15 protein-coding genes are annotated in these 14,946 nt (G+C 69.8%); 6 read left to right on the top strand and 9 right to left on the bottom strand.

The window, feature by feature from the left end; genetic code table 11:
- The first annotated feature begins 2 nt into the window (after positions 1-2).
- Together AC1HIL_RS27890 and AC1HIL_RS27885 are read left to right on the top strand one after the other, a co-directional pair.
- Positions 3-1,373, top strand: coding sequence for an alpha/beta hydrolase family protein (locus AC1HIL_RS27890; protein WP_261215785.1), 1,371 nt, complete (start codon positions 3-5; stop codon positions 1,371-1,373).
- Between the two features lie 40 nt (positions 1,374-1,413).
- Positions 1,414-2,406, top strand: coding sequence for a tripartite tricarboxylate transporter substrate-binding protein (locus AC1HIL_RS27885; RefSeq protein WP_479670531.1), 993 nt, complete (start codon positions 1,414-1,416; stop codon positions 2,404-2,406).
- Positions 2,407-2,604: 198 nt separating this feature from the next.
- On the opposite strand, the gene AC1HIL_RS27880 is transcribed toward AC1HIL_RS27885, so the two are convergent.
- The 5 genes from AC1HIL_RS27880 to AC1HIL_RS27860 all read right to left on the bottom strand — a co-directional run bounded on the left by AC1HIL_RS27880 (position 2,605) and on the right by AC1HIL_RS27860 (position 7,198).
- The gene (locus AC1HIL_RS27880; protein ID WP_422096235.1) at positions 2,605-2,835 is read right to left on the bottom strand and encodes a hypothetical protein; all 231 of its coding nucleotides are present in this window, start codon (positions 2,833-2,835) and stop codon (positions 2,605-2,607) included.
- Positions 2,832-3,314 carry a type VI secretion system amidase effector protein Tae4 gene (locus AC1HIL_RS27875; RefSeq protein ID WP_296735370.1) on the bottom strand — a complete coding sequence of 161 codons (483 nt, stop codon included), beginning with the start codon at positions 3,312-3,314 and terminating at the stop codon, positions 2,832-2,834. Before AC1HIL_RS27875 ends, AC1HIL_RS27880 begins: the two co-directional genes overlap by 4 nt.
- A 169-nt stretch (positions 3,315-3,483) precedes the next feature.
- Positions 3,484-4,824 carry an MFS family transporter gene (locus AC1HIL_RS27870; RefSeq protein WP_422096236.1) on the bottom strand — a complete coding sequence of 447 codons (1,341 nt, stop codon included), beginning with the start codon at positions 4,822-4,824 and terminating at the stop codon, positions 3,484-3,486.
- 151 nt (positions 4,825-4,975) lie between these two features.
- Entirely contained in the window at positions 4,976-6,133 is a 1,158-nt protein-coding gene (locus tag AC1HIL_RS27865; protein ID WP_479670530.1) for an alpha-hydroxy acid oxidase, read from the bottom strand.
- Positions 6,134-6,313: 180 nt separating this feature from the next.
- Positions 6,314-7,198 (bottom strand): LysR substrate-binding domain-containing protein, encoded by an 885-nt coding sequence (locus AC1HIL_RS27860; protein WP_057595286.1) that lies wholly within the window; start codon positions 7,196-7,198, stop codon positions 6,314-6,316.
- Between the two features lie 257 nt (positions 7,199-7,455).
- Here AC1HIL_RS27860 and AC1HIL_RS27855 point away from each other — a divergent pair, with 257 nt between their 5' ends.
- Positions 7,456-9,117, top strand: a complete 1,662-nt coding sequence (locus tag AC1HIL_RS27855) for an L-lactate permease (protein ID WP_057595285.1) — start codon at positions 7,456-7,458, stop codon at positions 9,115-9,117.
- Here AC1HIL_RS27855 and AC1HIL_RS27850 read toward each other — a convergent pair.
- Positions 9,095-9,703 (bottom strand): TetR/AcrR family transcriptional regulator, encoded by a 609-nt coding sequence (locus AC1HIL_RS27850; protein ID WP_479672447.1) that lies wholly within the window; start codon positions 9,701-9,703, stop codon positions 9,095-9,097. The two genes, AC1HIL_RS27855 and AC1HIL_RS27850, sit on opposite strands and share 23 nt — an antisense overlap.
- A 126-nt stretch (positions 9,704-9,829) precedes the next feature.
- Between AC1HIL_RS27850 and AC1HIL_RS27845 the strand changes: the two genes are divergently transcribed.
- The gene (locus AC1HIL_RS27845) at positions 9,830-10,261 is read left to right on the top strand and encodes a nuclear transport factor 2 family protein (RefSeq protein ID WP_057595284.1); all 432 of its coding nucleotides are present in this window, start codon (positions 9,830-9,832) and stop codon (positions 10,259-10,261) included.
- Between the two features lie 179 nt (positions 10,262-10,440).
- Complete coding sequence (gene cynS, locus AC1HIL_RS27840; RefSeq protein WP_479670529.1) at positions 10,441-10,884, top strand: cyanase; 444 nt, start codon at positions 10,441-10,443, stop codon at positions 10,882-10,884.
- A gap of 1 nt (position 10,885) precedes the next feature.
- On the opposite strand, the gene AC1HIL_RS27835 is transcribed toward cynS, so the two are convergent.
- Positions 10,886-11,668, bottom strand: a complete 783-nt coding sequence (locus tag AC1HIL_RS27835) for an SDR family oxidoreductase (protein WP_261215741.1) — start codon at positions 11,666-11,668, stop codon at positions 10,886-10,888.
- Positions 11,669-11,942: 274 nt separating this feature from the next.
- Complete coding sequence (locus AC1HIL_RS27830; RefSeq protein ID WP_479670528.1) at positions 11,943-13,340, bottom strand: coniferyl aldehyde dehydrogenase; 1,398 nt, start codon at positions 13,338-13,340, stop codon at positions 11,943-11,945.
- 98 nt (positions 13,341-13,438) lie between these two features.
- On the opposite strand from AC1HIL_RS27830, the gene AC1HIL_RS27825 reads away from it, so the two are divergent.
- Positions 13,439-14,221 (top strand): hypothetical protein, encoded by a 783-nt coding sequence (locus tag AC1HIL_RS27825; protein WP_057595281.1) that lies wholly within the window; start codon positions 13,439-13,441, stop codon positions 14,219-14,221.
- Between the two features lie 9 nt (positions 14,222-14,230).
- Here the strand turns inward: AC1HIL_RS27825 and AC1HIL_RS27820 are convergent, their stop codons facing one another.
- Complete coding sequence (locus tag AC1HIL_RS27820) at positions 14,231-14,941, bottom strand: response regulator (protein ID WP_413762702.1); 711 nt, start codon at positions 14,939-14,941, stop codon at positions 14,231-14,233.
- Positions 14,942-14,946: the final 5 nt, after the last annotated feature.

Here is a 14,946-nt window from a genome sequence, read left to right as displayed (position 1 = left end):
CGATGCATCTCGAGCGGCGGGCACGCCCCGCCTTCGCGGCGGCGCTGACCGCGGCCGCCGCCCTGTTCGCCACGCTGCCGGCGCAGGCCGCGCGCGTCGAAGGACCGCGCGCCGCCATCTGCCCGGCCCCGGTCCCCGAGGGCGCGCGCTGCTACACCGGTGCCGACGGCACGGGCGCGCTCTACTGGATCGCGATCCCCAGGGACTGGAACCGCGGCGTGCTCGTGATGCACGCGCACGGCGGCCCTGAAACCGGGCCCCCCAAGCTCGAGCGCAGCGAGGAGGACCTCAAGCGCTGGGCCGTCACCGTGAAGGCCGGCTATGCCTGGGCCGGTTCCACCTACCGGCGCGGCGGCTACGGCGTGACCATGGCGGCGGAGGACACCGAGCGCCTGCGCCAGCTCTTCGTGCGCCATTTCGGCGAGCCGCGCCGCACGCTGCTGCACGGCCAGAGCTATGGCGCGGGCGTGGCGGCGAAGGCGGCCGAGCTCTATGCGCCGGCCGGCGGCGCCAAGGGGCCCTACGACGGCCTGCTGCTGACCAGCGGCGTGCTCGGCGGCGGCAACAGCGCCTACGACTTCCGGCTCGACCTGCGTGTGGTCTACCAGTACGTCTGCCGCAACCATCCGAAGCCCGACGAGCCGCAGTACCCGCTGTGGCAGGGCCTGCCGCTCGACGCGAAGCTCACGCGCAAGGAGCTGGCCGAGCGCGTGCGCGAGTGCACCGGCGTGGGCCTGCCCGCGGCGCAGCGCACGCCCGAGCAGGCCGCGCGGCTCAAGACCATCCTCACCGCGGTGAAGATTCCCGAGCGCTCGCTGGTCGGCCACCTGAACTGGGCCACCTGGCTGTTCCAGGACCTGACGCAGCTGCGGCTGCAGGGCCGCAATCCCTTCGGCAATGTCGGCGTGAGCTATGCCGCGGCGCCGGCCGAGGCGGCCGCGCTCAACGCCGGCGTGCCGCGCTACGCGGCCGATCCGCAGGCCCAGGGCGCGCTCGCGGCCGACAGCCAGCCCACGGGCCGCACCGCGCTGCCCACCGTGGGGCTGCATGCCATCCACGACCCGACCGCCTTCGTCGAGCTAGAGAACGCCTACCGCCGCATCCGCGACGCGGCCGGCACCGGCGACCTGCTGGTGCAGAGCTTCAGCGACGAGCGCGAGCACAGCTACCTCAGCGATTCGGAGTACCCGGCGCTGTTCGCCGCGCTGCTCGACTGGATCGACAAGGGCGAGAAGCCCACGCCCGCGGGTCTCGCGCAGCGCTGCGCCGCGCTGATGCCGCGCTACGACACCGACGGCAGGAACGGCTGCCACATCCAGCCGGCCTGGCAGCCGCCGCCGCTCGAGAGCCGCGTGCCGGCGCGCGCGCCCTGATCCTCTTTTCGTATTCGACCTTTCAATACCCGGAGACTCCATGACCCAGCGTTTCGCTTTCGCCTTCGCCCTCGCCACGGTGGCCGCCGCCTGCGCGCTCCCCGCGCAGGCGCAGGACTTCCCGGCGGGCAAGCCCGTCACCATCGTCGTGCCCTTCGCGGCCGGCGGCCCCACCGACCGCGTCGCGCGCGACCTCGCCGAGGCGCTGCGCAAGCCGCTGGGCGGCGCGAGCGTGATCATCGACAACGTGCCCGGCGCGGGCAGCTCGATCGGCGCGGCCCAGGTGGCGCGCGCGGCCCCCGACGGCTACACGCTGCTGCTCAACCACATCGCCATGGCCACCGTGCCGACGCTGGTGCGCAACGTGCCGTTCAAGGTCGAGACCGACTTCGAGTACCTGGGCATCGTCAACGACGTGCCGATGACCCTGATCGCCAAGCCCAGCCTGCCGGCCAACAACTACGCCGAGCTGTCCTCGTGGGTGTCGGCCAACAAGGGAAAGATCAACATCGGCAACGCCGGCGTGGGCTCGGCCTCGCACCTGTGCGGCTTGCTCTACCAGAGCGCCACCAAGACCGAGATGACGACCGTGCCCTACAAGGGCACGGCGCCGGCCATCACCGACCTGATCGGCGGCCAGATCGACCTGCTGTGCGACCAGACCACCAACACCTCGCCGCAGATCGAGGCCAAGAAGGTCAAGGCCTATGCCGTGACCTCGCCCAAGCGCCTGACCACGCCGCTGCTCAAGGACCTGCCCACCTTGCAGGAGTCGGGCCTGAAGGACTTCCAGGTCACGATCTGGCACGGCCTCTACGCGCCCAAGGGCACGCCGGCGGCGATCCAGAAGAAGCTCAACGAAGCCCTGAAGGCCGCGTTGAAGGACGCCGACTTCATCAAGCGCGAGGAAGCGCTGGGCGCCGTGGTCGCGACCGACGGGCGCATCGAGCCCGAGGGCCACAAGAAGTTCGTGGCGGCCGAGATCGCGAAGTGGAGCCCGATCATCAAGGCCGCGGGGGTGTACGCGGACTGAGCGCCGCGGGCTGTGGGCGGTGCGTCAGAGGTGCTGCGAGATCAGCACCGCGGCGCCCGCGAGCGAGATGGCGCCGCCGACGAGTTTTCTGAGGTTCCTGATGAGCGTCATGGTGGTTCTCCTGGCTGAGGCTCCATGGTGCCGCGCATCGCCTCGGCGCGGGTTTGGAAATCCTCATGCCGGGGATAGCCGGAACCCTCAGGACCCGCGCCGCAGCCACCGGTAGACGCGGCTGCCGAGCCAGCCGCCCACGACGATCGACACGCACTGCACGCCGAGCGCGACCATGTAGAGCGTGCCCAGGTCGCCGTCATTGCGTGCGTGATGGAGTTCGTACCACTGGCCCGCAGGCCCGATGAGCTTGTAGAACAGGAAGCCGACGATGAGCGCGCCGGCCACGATGGCTGCGAGGTGCTTGAGGCGGTTCATGGCACGTACCAGAACCAGATGGCCGAGGCCTTGCGGTAGTCGGTCATCAGGCCTTCCCACGAAATGCCCATGTGAACGCGGAACCAGGACGAGAAATCGGTGAGCCTGGCGCCGCTCCAGAGATCGATGTGGTCGCCTTGCCGGCCCGGCCCCCAGTAGTTCTGGATGAAGATGACTCCGCTGCGGCCCGCGATCTTCTCGAAGCCGTCCTTGCCCTCGTACTTCTCGACCCGATGCATCAGGCCGCCCTGGGACTGGCTGAACCAGTTCGCCAACTCCTGCGCGCGGATCGGGTACTTCGGCTTGTCGGCCTGCCACGAGAAGGTGCCGGGAAAGCGGTCGAAGGAGACGCCCGCGCGCATGAAGGCTGCGGCGAGGTTGATCGCGCACTGGTCCTTGTAGACGTCCTTGTCGAGCAAGGGCGCGTCGCCCTTGATGGTGGGATGGTTGGCCCACAGGGCCGCGAACGAAACTGGCATGGCTTCCCTGGTTGTTCTGCTGGCCCGCCGATAGGGCCGCGGAGCAGACTAACCAGAGATGCCACGTGGAGCAACCCGTGGCGTGCCACGATCGTGTGCCGCGAGGCGAGACGTCGCCTCGTCCTACGCGGAATGGTTTAGCCGCGCGCCGCCGGATCGCGCAAGTAGGTCAATGGTCGTGGTGCAGATAGCTGGCCTGTCTCGGCAGCCGCAGGCTCACGAGGAAGGCGATCACCATCATCGCGCTCACGTACCAGAAGAAGGCCGACTCGTGGCCCAGCGACTTCAGGCCCAGCGCCACGTACTCGGCCGAGCCGCCGAAGATCGCGTTGGCCACCGCGTAGGCCAGCCCCACGCCGAGCGCGCGCACCTCGGGCGGGAACATCTCGGCCTTCACGATGCCGCTGATCGAGGTGTAGAAGCTCACGATGGCCAGTGCCACGATGATCAGCACGAAGGCCAGCAACGGGCTGGTGGTGTGCTGCAGCGCGGTGAGGATCGGCACGGTGGCGATCGCGCCCAGGCCGCCGAACAGCAGCATGTTGTTGCGCCGGCCGATGCGGTCCGACAGCGCGCCGAACAGCGGCTGCATGCACATGTAGGCGAACAGGGCGCCGGTCATCACGTAGCTCGCGGTCTTGATCGGCAGGTGCACCGTGTTCACCAGGTACTTCTGCATGTAGGTGGTGAAGGTGTAGAAGATCAGCGAGCCGCCGGCCGTGTAGCCCAGCACGGTGAGGAAGGCCGGCGTGTGGTGCCTGAACAGGCCGCCGATGCTGCCGGCCTCCTTGTTCTTCCTCGCTTCGTCGCTCTGCGTCTCGTGCAGCGTGCGGCGCAGCAGCAGCGCGACCACCGCGGCGATGGCGCCGATCACGAACGGGATGCGCCAGCCCCAGGCCTTGAGCTCGGCCTCGCTGAGCAACTGCTCGAGCACCACGATCACCAGCACCGCGAGCAACTGGCCGCCGATCAGCGTGACGTACTGGAACGAGGAGAAGAAGCCGCGCTGCCCGCGCAGCGCGACCTCGCTCATGTAGGTGGCGGTGGTGCCGTATTCGCCGCCCACCGACAGGCCCTGGAACAGCCGGCACATCAACAGCAGGAACGGCGCCCAGGCGCCGATGGCCGCGTAGGTCGGCAGGCAGGCGATGACCAGCGAGCCGCCGCACATCATCGTGACCGAGATCAGCATCGAGGTCTTGCGCCCGAGCCGGTCGGCGATGCGGCCGAACAGCCAGCCGCCGATCGGCCGCATCAGGAAGCCGGCCGCGAACACGCCGGCGGTGTTGAGCAGCTGCGCGGTGGGATCGGACTTGGGGAAGAAGGCCGGCGCGAAATAGAGCGCCGAGAACGCGTAGACGTAGAAGTCGAACCACTCGACCAGGTTGCCCGAGGAGGCCGCCATGATCGCGAACACGCGGTGGCGCTTCTCTTCCGCGCTGTAGTGGGGTGGGGATGCGGAGGCCGCCGGGCTTGCCGGGCCGGCCTGGAGGGGCGTGGTCGCGCTCATGGTGCCTGTGGGCCACCGAACGGGCCGGCGGCCGTGTTGTTGTTGCCGGACCATTCTGCGCCGCACGACGGCCGGGTCGTGTCAGCGGGTGCCGCATCGGCCTATCGCCGACGTGGCCTTGCGCGCGGCCCGTGCCCCTGGCGCGGACCTGCTAGAACGTGCCCGGCAGCAGGATCCCCGAATCCACCGTGTCGATGCTCGTGTGGCCGCAGAACGCCATGGTCACGTCGAGTTCCTTGTGGATGATCTGCAGCGCGCGCGTCACGCCGGCCTGGCCGTAGGCGCCCAGGCCGTAGAGGAAGCTGCGGCCGATCAGCGTGCCGCGGGCACCGAGGGCGCGTGCCTTGAGCACGTCCTGGCCGCTGCGGATGCCGCCGTCCATCCAGACCTCGATGTCGCGGCCCACGGCATCGACGATGGCCGGCAGCGCGCTGATCGAGGAGGGCGCGCCGTCGAGCTGGCGTCCGCCGTGGTTCGACACGATCAGCGCGTCGGCGCCGCTGTTCGCGGCCAGCCGCGCGTCTTCCGCGTCGAGGATGCCCTTGAGGATCAGCTTGCCGCCCCAGCGCTTCTTGATCCACTCGATGTCGCCCCAGTTCAGCGCCGGGTCGAACTGCTCGGCGGTCCACGAGGACAGCGAGGACAGGTCCTTCACGCCCTTGGCATGGCCCGCGATGTTGCGGAAGGTGCGGCGCTTGGTGCCCAGCATGCCGAGGCACCAGTGCGGCTTGGTCGCGAGGTTCAGCAGGTTCTTGATGGTGGGCTTGGGCGGCGTGGTCAGGCCGTTCTTGATGTCCTTGTGGCGCTGGCCGAGGATCTGCAGGTCGAGCGTGAGCTGCAGCGCCGACACGTTGGCCGCGCGCGCGCGGTCGATCAGGCGCTCGATGAAGTCGCGATCCTTCATCACGTAGAGCTGGAACCAGAACGGATGGCGGCCGGTGTTCTCGGCGATGTCCTCGAGCGAGCAGATGCTCATGGTCGAGAGCGTGAACGGGATGCCGAAGGCCTTGGCCGCGAGCGCGCCCAGGATCTCGCCGTCGGCGTGCTGCATGCCCGTGAGGCCCGTGGGCGCGATCGCCACCGGCATCGCCACGTCCTGCCCGATCATGGTGGTGCGGGTGGAGCGGCCCTCCATGTTGACCGCCACGCGCTGGCGCAGCTTGATCTTCTGGAAGTCGCTCTCGTTGGCGCGGTAGGTGCTCTCGGTCCATGCGCCGGAGTCGGCGTAGTCGTAGAACATCTTCGGCACGCGCCGCTTGGCGACCACCCGCAGGTCTTCGATGCAGGTGATCTTGGAAAGGTCGGGCACGGGGAGTCTCCTGTGGAACGGGTTGTTGTCGTGGGCGGGCCTGGGGGCCGGGCCGCCGCCATTATTGGGCAGCAGCCCCTCCCGCAGCGCAACGCGCGGCGCCGTGAGTGTGGCTTCGGCGGGGCCCGGCCGGGCTGAAAAACGCTGGCCGGCGATCTGAAAAGAATTCAGGCGCCCGGCTCAGCCTTCGAGCGACTGCCGCGCCCAGGCCACGAACGCGGCGCATTCGGGCCGCTCCAGCGCACCGGGCCGCCAGCACAGGAAGTAGTGGTTGGGCGAGGGCACGCTGACCGGCGACAGCCGCACCAGCCGGCCACCGTCGATCCAGGCGCGGCCCAGGTGCAGCCGCATCAGCGCCACGCCCAGGCCTTCGGCCGCCGCCTCGAGCAGCAGGCCCAGGTCGGTGAACTGGGCGCCACTGGCGGGCTCGGGCAGGCCGATGCCGTGCGCCGCGAACCAGATGCGCCAGTTCTCGAGCGGGGTGCGCAGCAGCTGGGCGCGCTCCACCTCGGCCCGGGTGGCGAAGCCCTCGAACGGGCCGTGGCGCTTCAGGTAGGCCGGGCTGCACACGGGCGTGAGCGCATCGGCCGGGAACTGCAGGAACTCGCGCTGGCGGAACGGTCCGGCGCCGAAACGCAACTCGATGTCGGCCTCGTCGAGCGCGTTCTCGCGCATCGGCGCCGTCACCTGCATCACCAGCTCGACCTCGGGATGGGCCTCGCAGAAGCGCGCGAGCTGCGGCATCAGGATCTGGCGCGAGAAGGTGGGCGTGACGGCCACGCGCAGCCGCCGGGTGTTGGGCGCGGCCTCGCGGCCGGGCACCTGCTCGAGCGCGAAGATGGCCTCGCGCACCCGCGCCAGGTAGACGATGCCGTCGGCGCTGAGGCTGAAGTCGCTGCCCGCGAAGAAGCGCAGGCCGAGCTGCGACTCGAGCTGGCGGATGCGGTGGCTCACGGCGCTGGGCGTCACGCTGAGCTCCTCGGCCGCCAGGTTCACGCTGCGCAGGCGCGCGACGGCCTCGAAGGCGAGCAGGCCCTGGGTCGAGGGGAGGCGCGTGGAAGCCATGAAGGTGCGAAGGCAGTGCGTAGAAGGAGGTTGTACCCGAGGGGGCGGGCCGGCCCACGGTTGTCCGCAGGTGGTGCGCCGCGGGGGTTGCGGGCGTACGATGGTATCGAAGCGCCGCGGGCCCGACCGCCCCGGCGCTTCGTTTCGCCGCGCCGCAGTGCAGTGCAGAGGAGAGAAACGGCAAAGGAGGCTTGAGCGATCGCAGTGTGTTGCAGCGCATCCGTCACATCGAATACCAACAGTACGGAGACAGACACATGGTTTGGCAGCAGGTTTACAACCCGTTCGGGAACATGGTGGTATCGACGGCGCTCGCCGCGATACCGGTGGTGGTGATGCTGGTGTGCCTCGGCCTCCTGCACGTCAAGGCCCACTTCGCGGCCGGGCTCGGCCTCCTCAGCGCGCTGGCGATCGCGGTCTTCGCCTTCGGCATGCCGGCCGACATGGCGGGCAAGGCCGCCTTCCTCGGCGGCATCACCGGGCTGCTGCCGATCGGCTGGATCGTGCTCAACATCATCTTCCTGCAGCAGCTCACGCAGCAGAACGGCAGCTTCCAGGTGCTGCAGGACTCCATCGCCGGCATCACCGAGGACCGGCGGCTGCAGCTGCTTTTGATCGCCTTCGCCTTCGGCGCCTTCTTCGAGGGCGCGGCCGGCTTCGGCACGCCGGTGGCGGTCACGGCCGCCATCCTGATCGGGCTGGGCTTCTCGCCGCTCGCGGCCTCGGGGCTCTCGCTGATCGCCAACACCGCGCCGGTGGCCTTCGGCGCGCTCGGCACGCCGGTGATCACGCTGGCCAAGGTGCACGGCTACGACCTGATGGCCGTCACCGCGATGATCGGCCGGCAGTTGCCCTTCTTCTCGGTGCTGGTGCCGTTCTGGCTGATCTGGGCCTTCGCGGGCCGCAAGGGCATGTGGGAGATCTGGCCGGCGATCCTGGTCACCGGTGTCTCGTTCGCGATCCCGCAGTACCTGGTGTCGAACTTCATCGGTCCCGAGCTGGTGGACATCATCGCGGCCATCGTCTCGATGGTCTGCCTGGTGCTGTTCCTGCGCGTGTGGAGGCCCGCCAAGGTCTGGACCTCGGTCTCGCTCAAGGGCCACGAGGCCGACGGCGGCGAGGCCGCGCCGGTGGGTGCGCCCACCAGGCATCCCACCGCCGCGGTGGTGCGGGCCTGGACCCCGTGGCTGATCCTCACGGTGTTCGTGTTCATCTGGGGCCTGCCCGCGGTCAAGACCTGGCTCAACGGCATCTTCGCGCCCAACTTCCCGATCGAGGGGCTGCACAACATGATCGAGAAGGTGGCGCCGGTGGTGCCCAAGCCGACCAAGGAAGGCGCGGTCTACCAGCTGCTGCTGCTCTCGGCCACCGGCACCGGCATCCTGGTGTCGGCGCTCGTGGGCGGGCTGGTCATGAAGTACAACCCGGTCCAGCTCGTGGCCGCCTACGGCCGCACGCTGTGGCTGGTGAAGTTCTCGCTGCTCACCATCGTGCTGATGCTCGCGCTGGGCACGCTCACGCGCTACTCGGGGCTCGACACCACCCTGGGCCTGGCCTTCGCCAACACGGGCGTGCTGTATCCCTTCTTCGGCACCCTGATGGGCTGGCTGGGCGTGGCGCTCACGGGGTCCGACACGGCCTCGAACGTGCTGTTCGGCGGCATGCAGAAGGTGGCGGCCGACCAGCTCGGGCTGAGCCCCAACCTCATGGGCGCGGCCAACAGCTCGGGTGGCGTGATGGGCAAGATGATCGATGCGCAGTCGATCGTGGTGGCCTCGACCGCCACGCGCTGGTTCAACCACGAGGGAGAGATCCTGCGCTACGTGTTCTTCCACTCGATCGCGCTGGCCTGCCTGGTCGGCATCCTCGTGACCCTGCAGGCCTATGTGTGGCCGTTCACCGCGATGGTGGTGAAGTAGGCGCCGCGGCGTCGGCCAGCGCGCGCAGCAGCCGGCGCAGGTCCTCGACCGCCTCGCGCACCAGCTCGGCGCCGCCCATCTGCGCCTTGACGATCGCGCCGTCGATGCCGATGGCGGCGGCCTGCGCGAGCGCCATGCGCTGCGGCAGCGTGGCGGGGAGCAGGTCGGCGATCACCTCGACCATCTCGCGCTTGTGATCGCGCGCGCGCTCGGCCGCGCCTTCGACGCTGCCGCCGACCTCGGCCACGGCATTGATGAAGGCACAGCCGCGGAACACCGGGTCGGCGAACCATTCGGCCATCACTTCGGCCAGCAGCAGCAGGGCCTGCGCGTCGCCGCTGCGCTCGTGCGCGCCGCGCCGCCCCAGCGCATCGACGAACCAGGCCATCCAGCGCGCATGCCGGTGGTCGAGGAAGGCGCGCACCAGGTCGTCCTTCGAGGGGAAGTGGCGGTAGAAGGTGACCTTGGTCACGGCCGAGGCCGCGATCACGCGGTCGATGCCGGTGGCGCGGATGCCGTCGGCATAGAAGAGGTCGTGCGCCGTGAGCAGGATGCGCTCGCGCGCGGGCAGGGCGGAAAGGTCCAGGTCCATGGCGCGATTGTAGGCACTCCCGTCGCCATGTAGACAGGTCTGTCTACATGTGGCACATTGCGGCCGGGCTACACCGCCTCTGCCTTTTTCCAACCTTCTCCTCTTCACCGAAAGACCGCCATGGAATCCGAATCCCGCCCGCCGCTGCCCCCGTTCACGCTCGAGACCGCGCTCAAGAAGGTCCAGGCCGCCGAAGATGCCTGGAACACGCGCGACCCGGTGCGCGTGAGCCTGGCCTACACGCCCGACACCGAATGGCGCAACCGCGCCGACTTCGTCAACGGCCGCGAGCAGGTGGTGCAGTTCCTGCAGCGCAAGTGGGTGCGCGAGCTCGACTACCGCCTGAAGAAGACGCTCTGGGCCTTCATGGACAACCGCATCGCGGTGCGCTTCGAGTACGAATGGCACGACGACTCGGGCCACTGGTTCCGCAGCCACGGCAACGAGAACTGGGAGTTCGCGCCCAACGGCCTGATGCAGCGGCGCTACGCGAGCATCAACGACCAGCCCATCGCGGAGTCGGAGCGCAAGTTCCGCTGGGAACGCGCCTGAAACACGGACAGCCGAACGCAGAAGGAAGACAAAGGAACGCGAAAGCCGCAGAAGCAGAACCCTTTGGTGGTTTTCTTCTGCGACTTCTGCGCAACCTTCGCGACCTCTGCGTTCGGCTGCCCGTGTTTTTCGGCATGCCTGTTGCTTGTACCCATGCACACCACAGGAGCAAGCCAACCATGAACCGCAACGACGTCACCGAGAAGATCATCGCCACCAAGGTGGCCAAGGGCCTGCAGTGGGCCGATGTCGCGAAGAAGCTCGGCCTCTCGAAGGAATGGACCACCGCCGCCTGCCTCGGCCAGATGACGCTCGACGAGAAGCAGGCCAGGATCGTCGGGCGCATCTTCGGCCTCAGCGCCGAGGAGCAGAAGTGGCTGCAGGTGGTGCCGTACAAGGGCTCGCTGCCCTCGGCGGTGCCGACCGATCCGCTGATCTACCGCTGGTACGAGATCGTCAGCGTCTACGGCACCACCATCAAGGAACTGATCCACGAGGAGTTCGGCGACGGCATCATGAGCGCCATCGACTTCAGCATGGACATCCAGCGCGAGCCCGATCCCAAGGGCGACCGCGTGAACGTGGTGCTCTCGGGCAAGTTCCTGCCCTACAAGGCTTACTGAATCAGAAGGCGTACTCGGCCGGCTCCTCGGGCGCGCTGTCCGAGCGGCCGCCCGGCGAGCGCAGCAGCGCGGGCACGGGATGCGCCGCGTAGTAGCCGCCCTCGATCGCGCCGGCGATCGAACGCGCCACCGCGTCGGCCGGCGCCAGCAGGCGCCGCCGCGTCGACATGCGTTCGCCCGCCAGGCCCGCCGCGATGCGCTCCAGGCGCGGATCGCCCGGCGGCGCGAGTTCGGGATGGAGCACGCTCACGCGCACGCGGCCCGCATGCTCCTGGCGCAGGCCCTCGGAGATCGCGTCCACCGCGTACTGCGTGCCGTGGTAGACGGCCGACTCGGCCGTCACGCCCGTGACCGACACCGGCGCGAGGTTCACGATGTGGCCCCAGCCCTGTTCCTGCATGGTCGGCAGCACGGCCGCGATGCCGAGCAGCACGCCGCGCAGGTTGACGTCGATCATGAGCTCCCACTCCTCGATCTTGCGCATCCACAGCGGCGAGCGCGGCATCACGCCCGCGGCATTGACCAGCGCGTCGATGCGGTCGTGGCGCTCGAGCGCCAGTTCGGCGAAGGCCTCCATCTCGGGGCGCAGCGTGACGTCGAGCCGCTGGAAGCTCGCCGAGCCGCCGGTGGCCCGGATCTCGGCCGCGAGCGCCGCGAGCCGGTCGGTGCGGCGCGCACCGAGCACCACATGCGCGCCGCGACGCGCGAGCAGCCGCGCGGTCGCTTCGCCGATGCCGCTGCTCGCGCCGGTGATGAGAACGACTTTGTCCTGGATTGCGGTCATGGATAACTCCTCATGCTTGGGGGATGCACGGTTGCCAAGGGGCTCCCGGCATGCTTGGAAGTGTCGCGCCGCTGCCGCCTCGGGCGTTATCCGGATCGAACGCGGTTCTTGCCTTTTTCTCCGAAACAAGGGCGTCGCGCCGGCGACACCGGCTGGCAGGCGAACTTTCTTCTCGCATGGGCCCATCTTCGGTGCGCGGGCGCTTCGGGGCTGGCCGTTTCCGGCCCTGCGTTTGCCGGTTCTTGCCCGATCCTTCGCGGCCGCGGTGGCGGCCTCAGCGCGCCAGCAGCTTCAGCATGCGCTCGAAGGTCTTGCCGTAGGGCGGCTTGAACAGGCCGAGGCCGTTGAGGCCCGACTGGTGGAACACCGGCTTCATCTTCGAGAAGGTCTGGAAGCCGAACTCGCCGTGGTAGGCACCCATGCCGCTCGCGCCGACGCCGCCGAAGGGCAGGTCGTCCTGCGCGATGTGCAACAGCGTGTCGTTGACGGTCACGCCGCCGGCCACGGTCCGGGCCAGCACGCGGTCGATGTCCGCGCGCTGCTTCTCGAACAGGTAGAGCGCGAGCGGCCGCGGCCGGGCGTTGACGTAGCCGATGGCCTCCTCGAGCGTGTCGTAGGGCACGAGCGGCAGCACGGGGCCGAAGATCTCCTCCTGCATCACGCGCATGCCGTCGTCCACGCCGGTGAGCAGCACCGGCGGCAGCCGCCGCGACGCGGCATCGGCCGGCGCGTCGCCCAGCCGTTCCACCGCGGCCCCCTGCGCCCGGGCCTCGTCCACCAGCGACGCGAGCCGCGCGAAATGGCGCGGGCTCACGATGCTGGTGTAGTCGGTGTTGCGCCCCAGGTCGGGGTAGAGCGAGGCGAACACGCGCCGCGCGGTCTCGACGAAGCGCGCCTGCTGCTCGCGCGGCACCAGCACGTAGTCGGGCGCGATGCAGGTCTGGCCGGCGTTGAGCGTCTTGCCCACGAGGATGCGCTCCACCGCCTTGTCGAAGGCGGCGCCGCGGCCCACGATGGCCGGCGACTTGCCGCCGAGCTCGAGCGTGACCGGCGTCAGGTGTTCGCTCGCGGCGCGCATCACGTGGCGGCCGACCTCGGTCGAGCCGGTGAACAGCAGGTGGTCGAAGGGCAGGCTCGCGAATGCGCGCGCGACCTCGGCGTCGCCGTTGACCACCGCGATCTCGTCGGGCGCGAAGGCCTCGCCCACGAGCCGCGCGAACAGTTCGGCGAAGCGCGGCGTGTACTCCGACTGCTTGAGCATCGCGCGGTTGCCCGCGGCCAGCGCGGCCGTGAGCGGCCCGGCCGCGAGGTACAGCGGGTAGTTCCAGGGCACGACGATGCCGACCACGCCGAGCGGCTGCGGCATCAGCCGCGAGGACGCGGGCTTGAACCACAGCCCGGTGCTGCGGCGGCGCACGCGCATCCAGCGCTTGCCGTGGCGCAGCGCATGGTCGATGCCCTCGAGCGTGGGGAAGACCTCGGCCAGCTCGGTCTCCTGGCGCGGCCGGTTCGAGAAGTCGGCGCTGATCGCCGCGGCAATCGCGGCGCGGTGCTCGCGCACCAGCGCGCGCAGCCGGCGCAGGCGGTCGGCGCGCACGCTCCAGGGCGGGGCCTGGTCGCGCAGGCTGGCGGCGCGCTGGGCGTCGAAGAGGGGGCGCAGCTCTGGGGTCATGGAGGCCTCGGCGTGTCGGGGGAAGGGCGGCGGCAAGTATGCCGGTCGTCGAACCGCCCGCACCCCGAACCGCAGCAAGCCAGCCCTAAGATCGCCCCATGCCCTTCATCCGTCCCGCCATCGCCGCGCTCTCGTTCCTCGCCGCAACGGCAGCGATCGCCGCCCCCACAGCCCAGGTCTTCGACCGCGTCGCCAAGCCGGAATCGGTCGACGCCCAATGGCGCCCCACGTTGTGCGCATTGCTCTCGACGTCCTGCAACGCCGGCGAGCTTGGCCTCTACCGGCCGCGCGGCAGTGCCGAGGGCGAGTACGTGGTGCTGTCGGTGAAGCCGCTCGCCATGGCGCGCGTCCAGAGAAATGCGGACGGAAGCTGGCGCCTGCAGCGGCTGCATGACTTCTCGGCCTACCAGGGCACGCCCTCGAAGCTCGGTGGCGGCCGCGAGGCGCAGCGCTCGCTCGCGCCCGCGCTCTATCCGCTGGCCGACGGCCGCTGGGCGGTCGCGGTGCAGAGCGCCTTCAGCGACATGTATTCGGGCGGTGGCGCCAGCTTCGTGGTGGCCGACTTCGTGCCGATCGACGGCGACCCGGCCGGCGCCAGGGCCGCCTACGAGGACATCCCGTTCTGGTGCTCGCAGATGATCCGCGCCTGCTTCTCCGAGAAGGAATACAAGACCTCGCCGCATTGCCACGACGAGACCGCCGGCAGCCTGCGCATCGCCTATGCCGACGCCGCGCGGCCCGGCGCCGCCTATGGCTGGAGCTTCAGCTGGACCGAGAGCGAATGGCCCGCGAACAAGCCGCGCAGCGCGCGGCGCGCCAGCACGATGCGCTTCACCGCGGCCGACACCTCGGCCGTGCCCTTCTGCGGCGGTCCGCAGTAGCGGGGCGGCTCAGTCCGCGGGCGGCGGTGCTTCCCACGCGAAGCCCACGCCGTACACCGAGCGGATCCAGTCGTGCCCGGGCGTCACCGCGCCGAGCTTGCGGCGCAGGTTCTTCACGTGGCTGTCGATCGCGCGCTCGGTCACGTCCACCGTGTCGTCGTAGGCCAGCTCGAGCAGCCGCGCGCGCGAGAAGATGCGCCCCGGATGGCGCGACAGCACCTGCAGCAGCCCGAACTCGCGCCGCGTGAGGTTCAGCGGCGTGCCCTCGAGCGAGGCGCGCCAGTGCACGTCGTCGAGCACCAGCCCGGGCGCCGCGTCGGTCGCGGCGCGCCCCGGCCCTCCCGGGTCGGACAGGCCCGGCGCGGCGCGACGCAGCACCGCGCGCACGCGCGCCACCAGCTCGCGCGGCGAGAAGGGCTTGCAGACGTAGTCGTCGGCGCCGAGCTCCAGGCCCAGCAGCCGGTCGACCTCCTCGATGCGCGCCGTCAGCATGATGATCGGATGAGCCGTGTGCTCGCGTGCGCGCCGCAGCACCTCGATGCCGTCGAGCCGCGGCAGCATGATGTCGAGCAGGGTCAGGTCGGGCGGCGCGGCCACGATGCTCTCGAGGGCGCTCTGGCCATCGGCGAAATGCGTGGTCTCGTAGCCCGCGTGGCGCAGGTAGTCCTGCACCACCGAGGCGATGTCGGCTTCGTCCTCGACGATCACGATGCGGGTCATGGGCG

This window comes from Variovorax sp. ISS6, from assembly GCF_056523145.1.
This window is presented reverse-complemented; position numbering and strand designations above follow the sequence as displayed.

Coding starts and splice junctions, on each gene's coding strand:
- AC1HIL_RS27890 (WP_261215785.1), top strand. CDS start 3: ATGCATCTCGAGCGGCGGGCACGCCCCGCCTTCGCGGCGGCGCTGACC.
- AC1HIL_RS27885 (WP_479670531.1), top strand. CDS start 1,414: ATGACCCAGCGTTTCGCTTTCGCCTTCGCCCTCGCCACGGTGGCCGCC.
- AC1HIL_RS27880 (WP_422096235.1), bottom strand. CDS start 2,835: ATGAACCGCCTCAAGCACCTCGCAGCCATCGTGGCCGGCGCGCTCATC.
- AC1HIL_RS27875 (WP_296735370.1), bottom strand. CDS start 3,314: ATGCCAGTTTCGTTCGCGGCCCTGTGGGCCAACCATCCCACCATCAAG.
- AC1HIL_RS27870 (WP_422096236.1), bottom strand. CDS start 4,824: ATGAGCGCGACCACGCCCCTCCAGGCCGGCCCGGCAAGCCCGGCGGCC.
- AC1HIL_RS27860 (WP_057595286.1), bottom strand. CDS start 7,198: ATGGCTTCCACGCGCCTCCCCTCGACCCAGGGCCTGCTCGCCTTCGAG.
- AC1HIL_RS27855 (WP_057595285.1), top strand. CDS start 7,456: ATGGTTTGGCAGCAGGTTTACAACCCGTTCGGGAACATGGTGGTATCG.
- AC1HIL_RS27845 (WP_057595284.1), top strand. CDS start 9,830: ATGGAATCCGAATCCCGCCCGCCGCTGCCCCCGTTCACGCTCGAGACC.
- cynS (WP_479670529.1), top strand. CDS start 10,441: ATGAACCGCAACGACGTCACCGAGAAGATCATCGCCACCAAGGTGGCC.
- AC1HIL_RS27835 (WP_261215741.1), bottom strand. CDS start 11,668: ATGACCGCAATCCAGGACAAAGTCGTTCTCATCACCGGCGCGAGCAGC.
- AC1HIL_RS27830 (WP_479670528.1), bottom strand. CDS start 13,340: ATGACCCCAGAGCTGCGCCCCCTCTTCGACGCCCAGCGCGCCGCCAGC.
- AC1HIL_RS27825 (WP_057595281.1), top strand. CDS start 13,439: ATGCCCTTCATCCGTCCCGCCATCGCCGCGCTCTCGTTCCTCGCCGCA.
- AC1HIL_RS27820 (WP_413762702.1), bottom strand. CDS start 14,941: ATGACCCGCATCGTGATCGTCGAGGACGAAGCCGACATCGCCTCGGTG.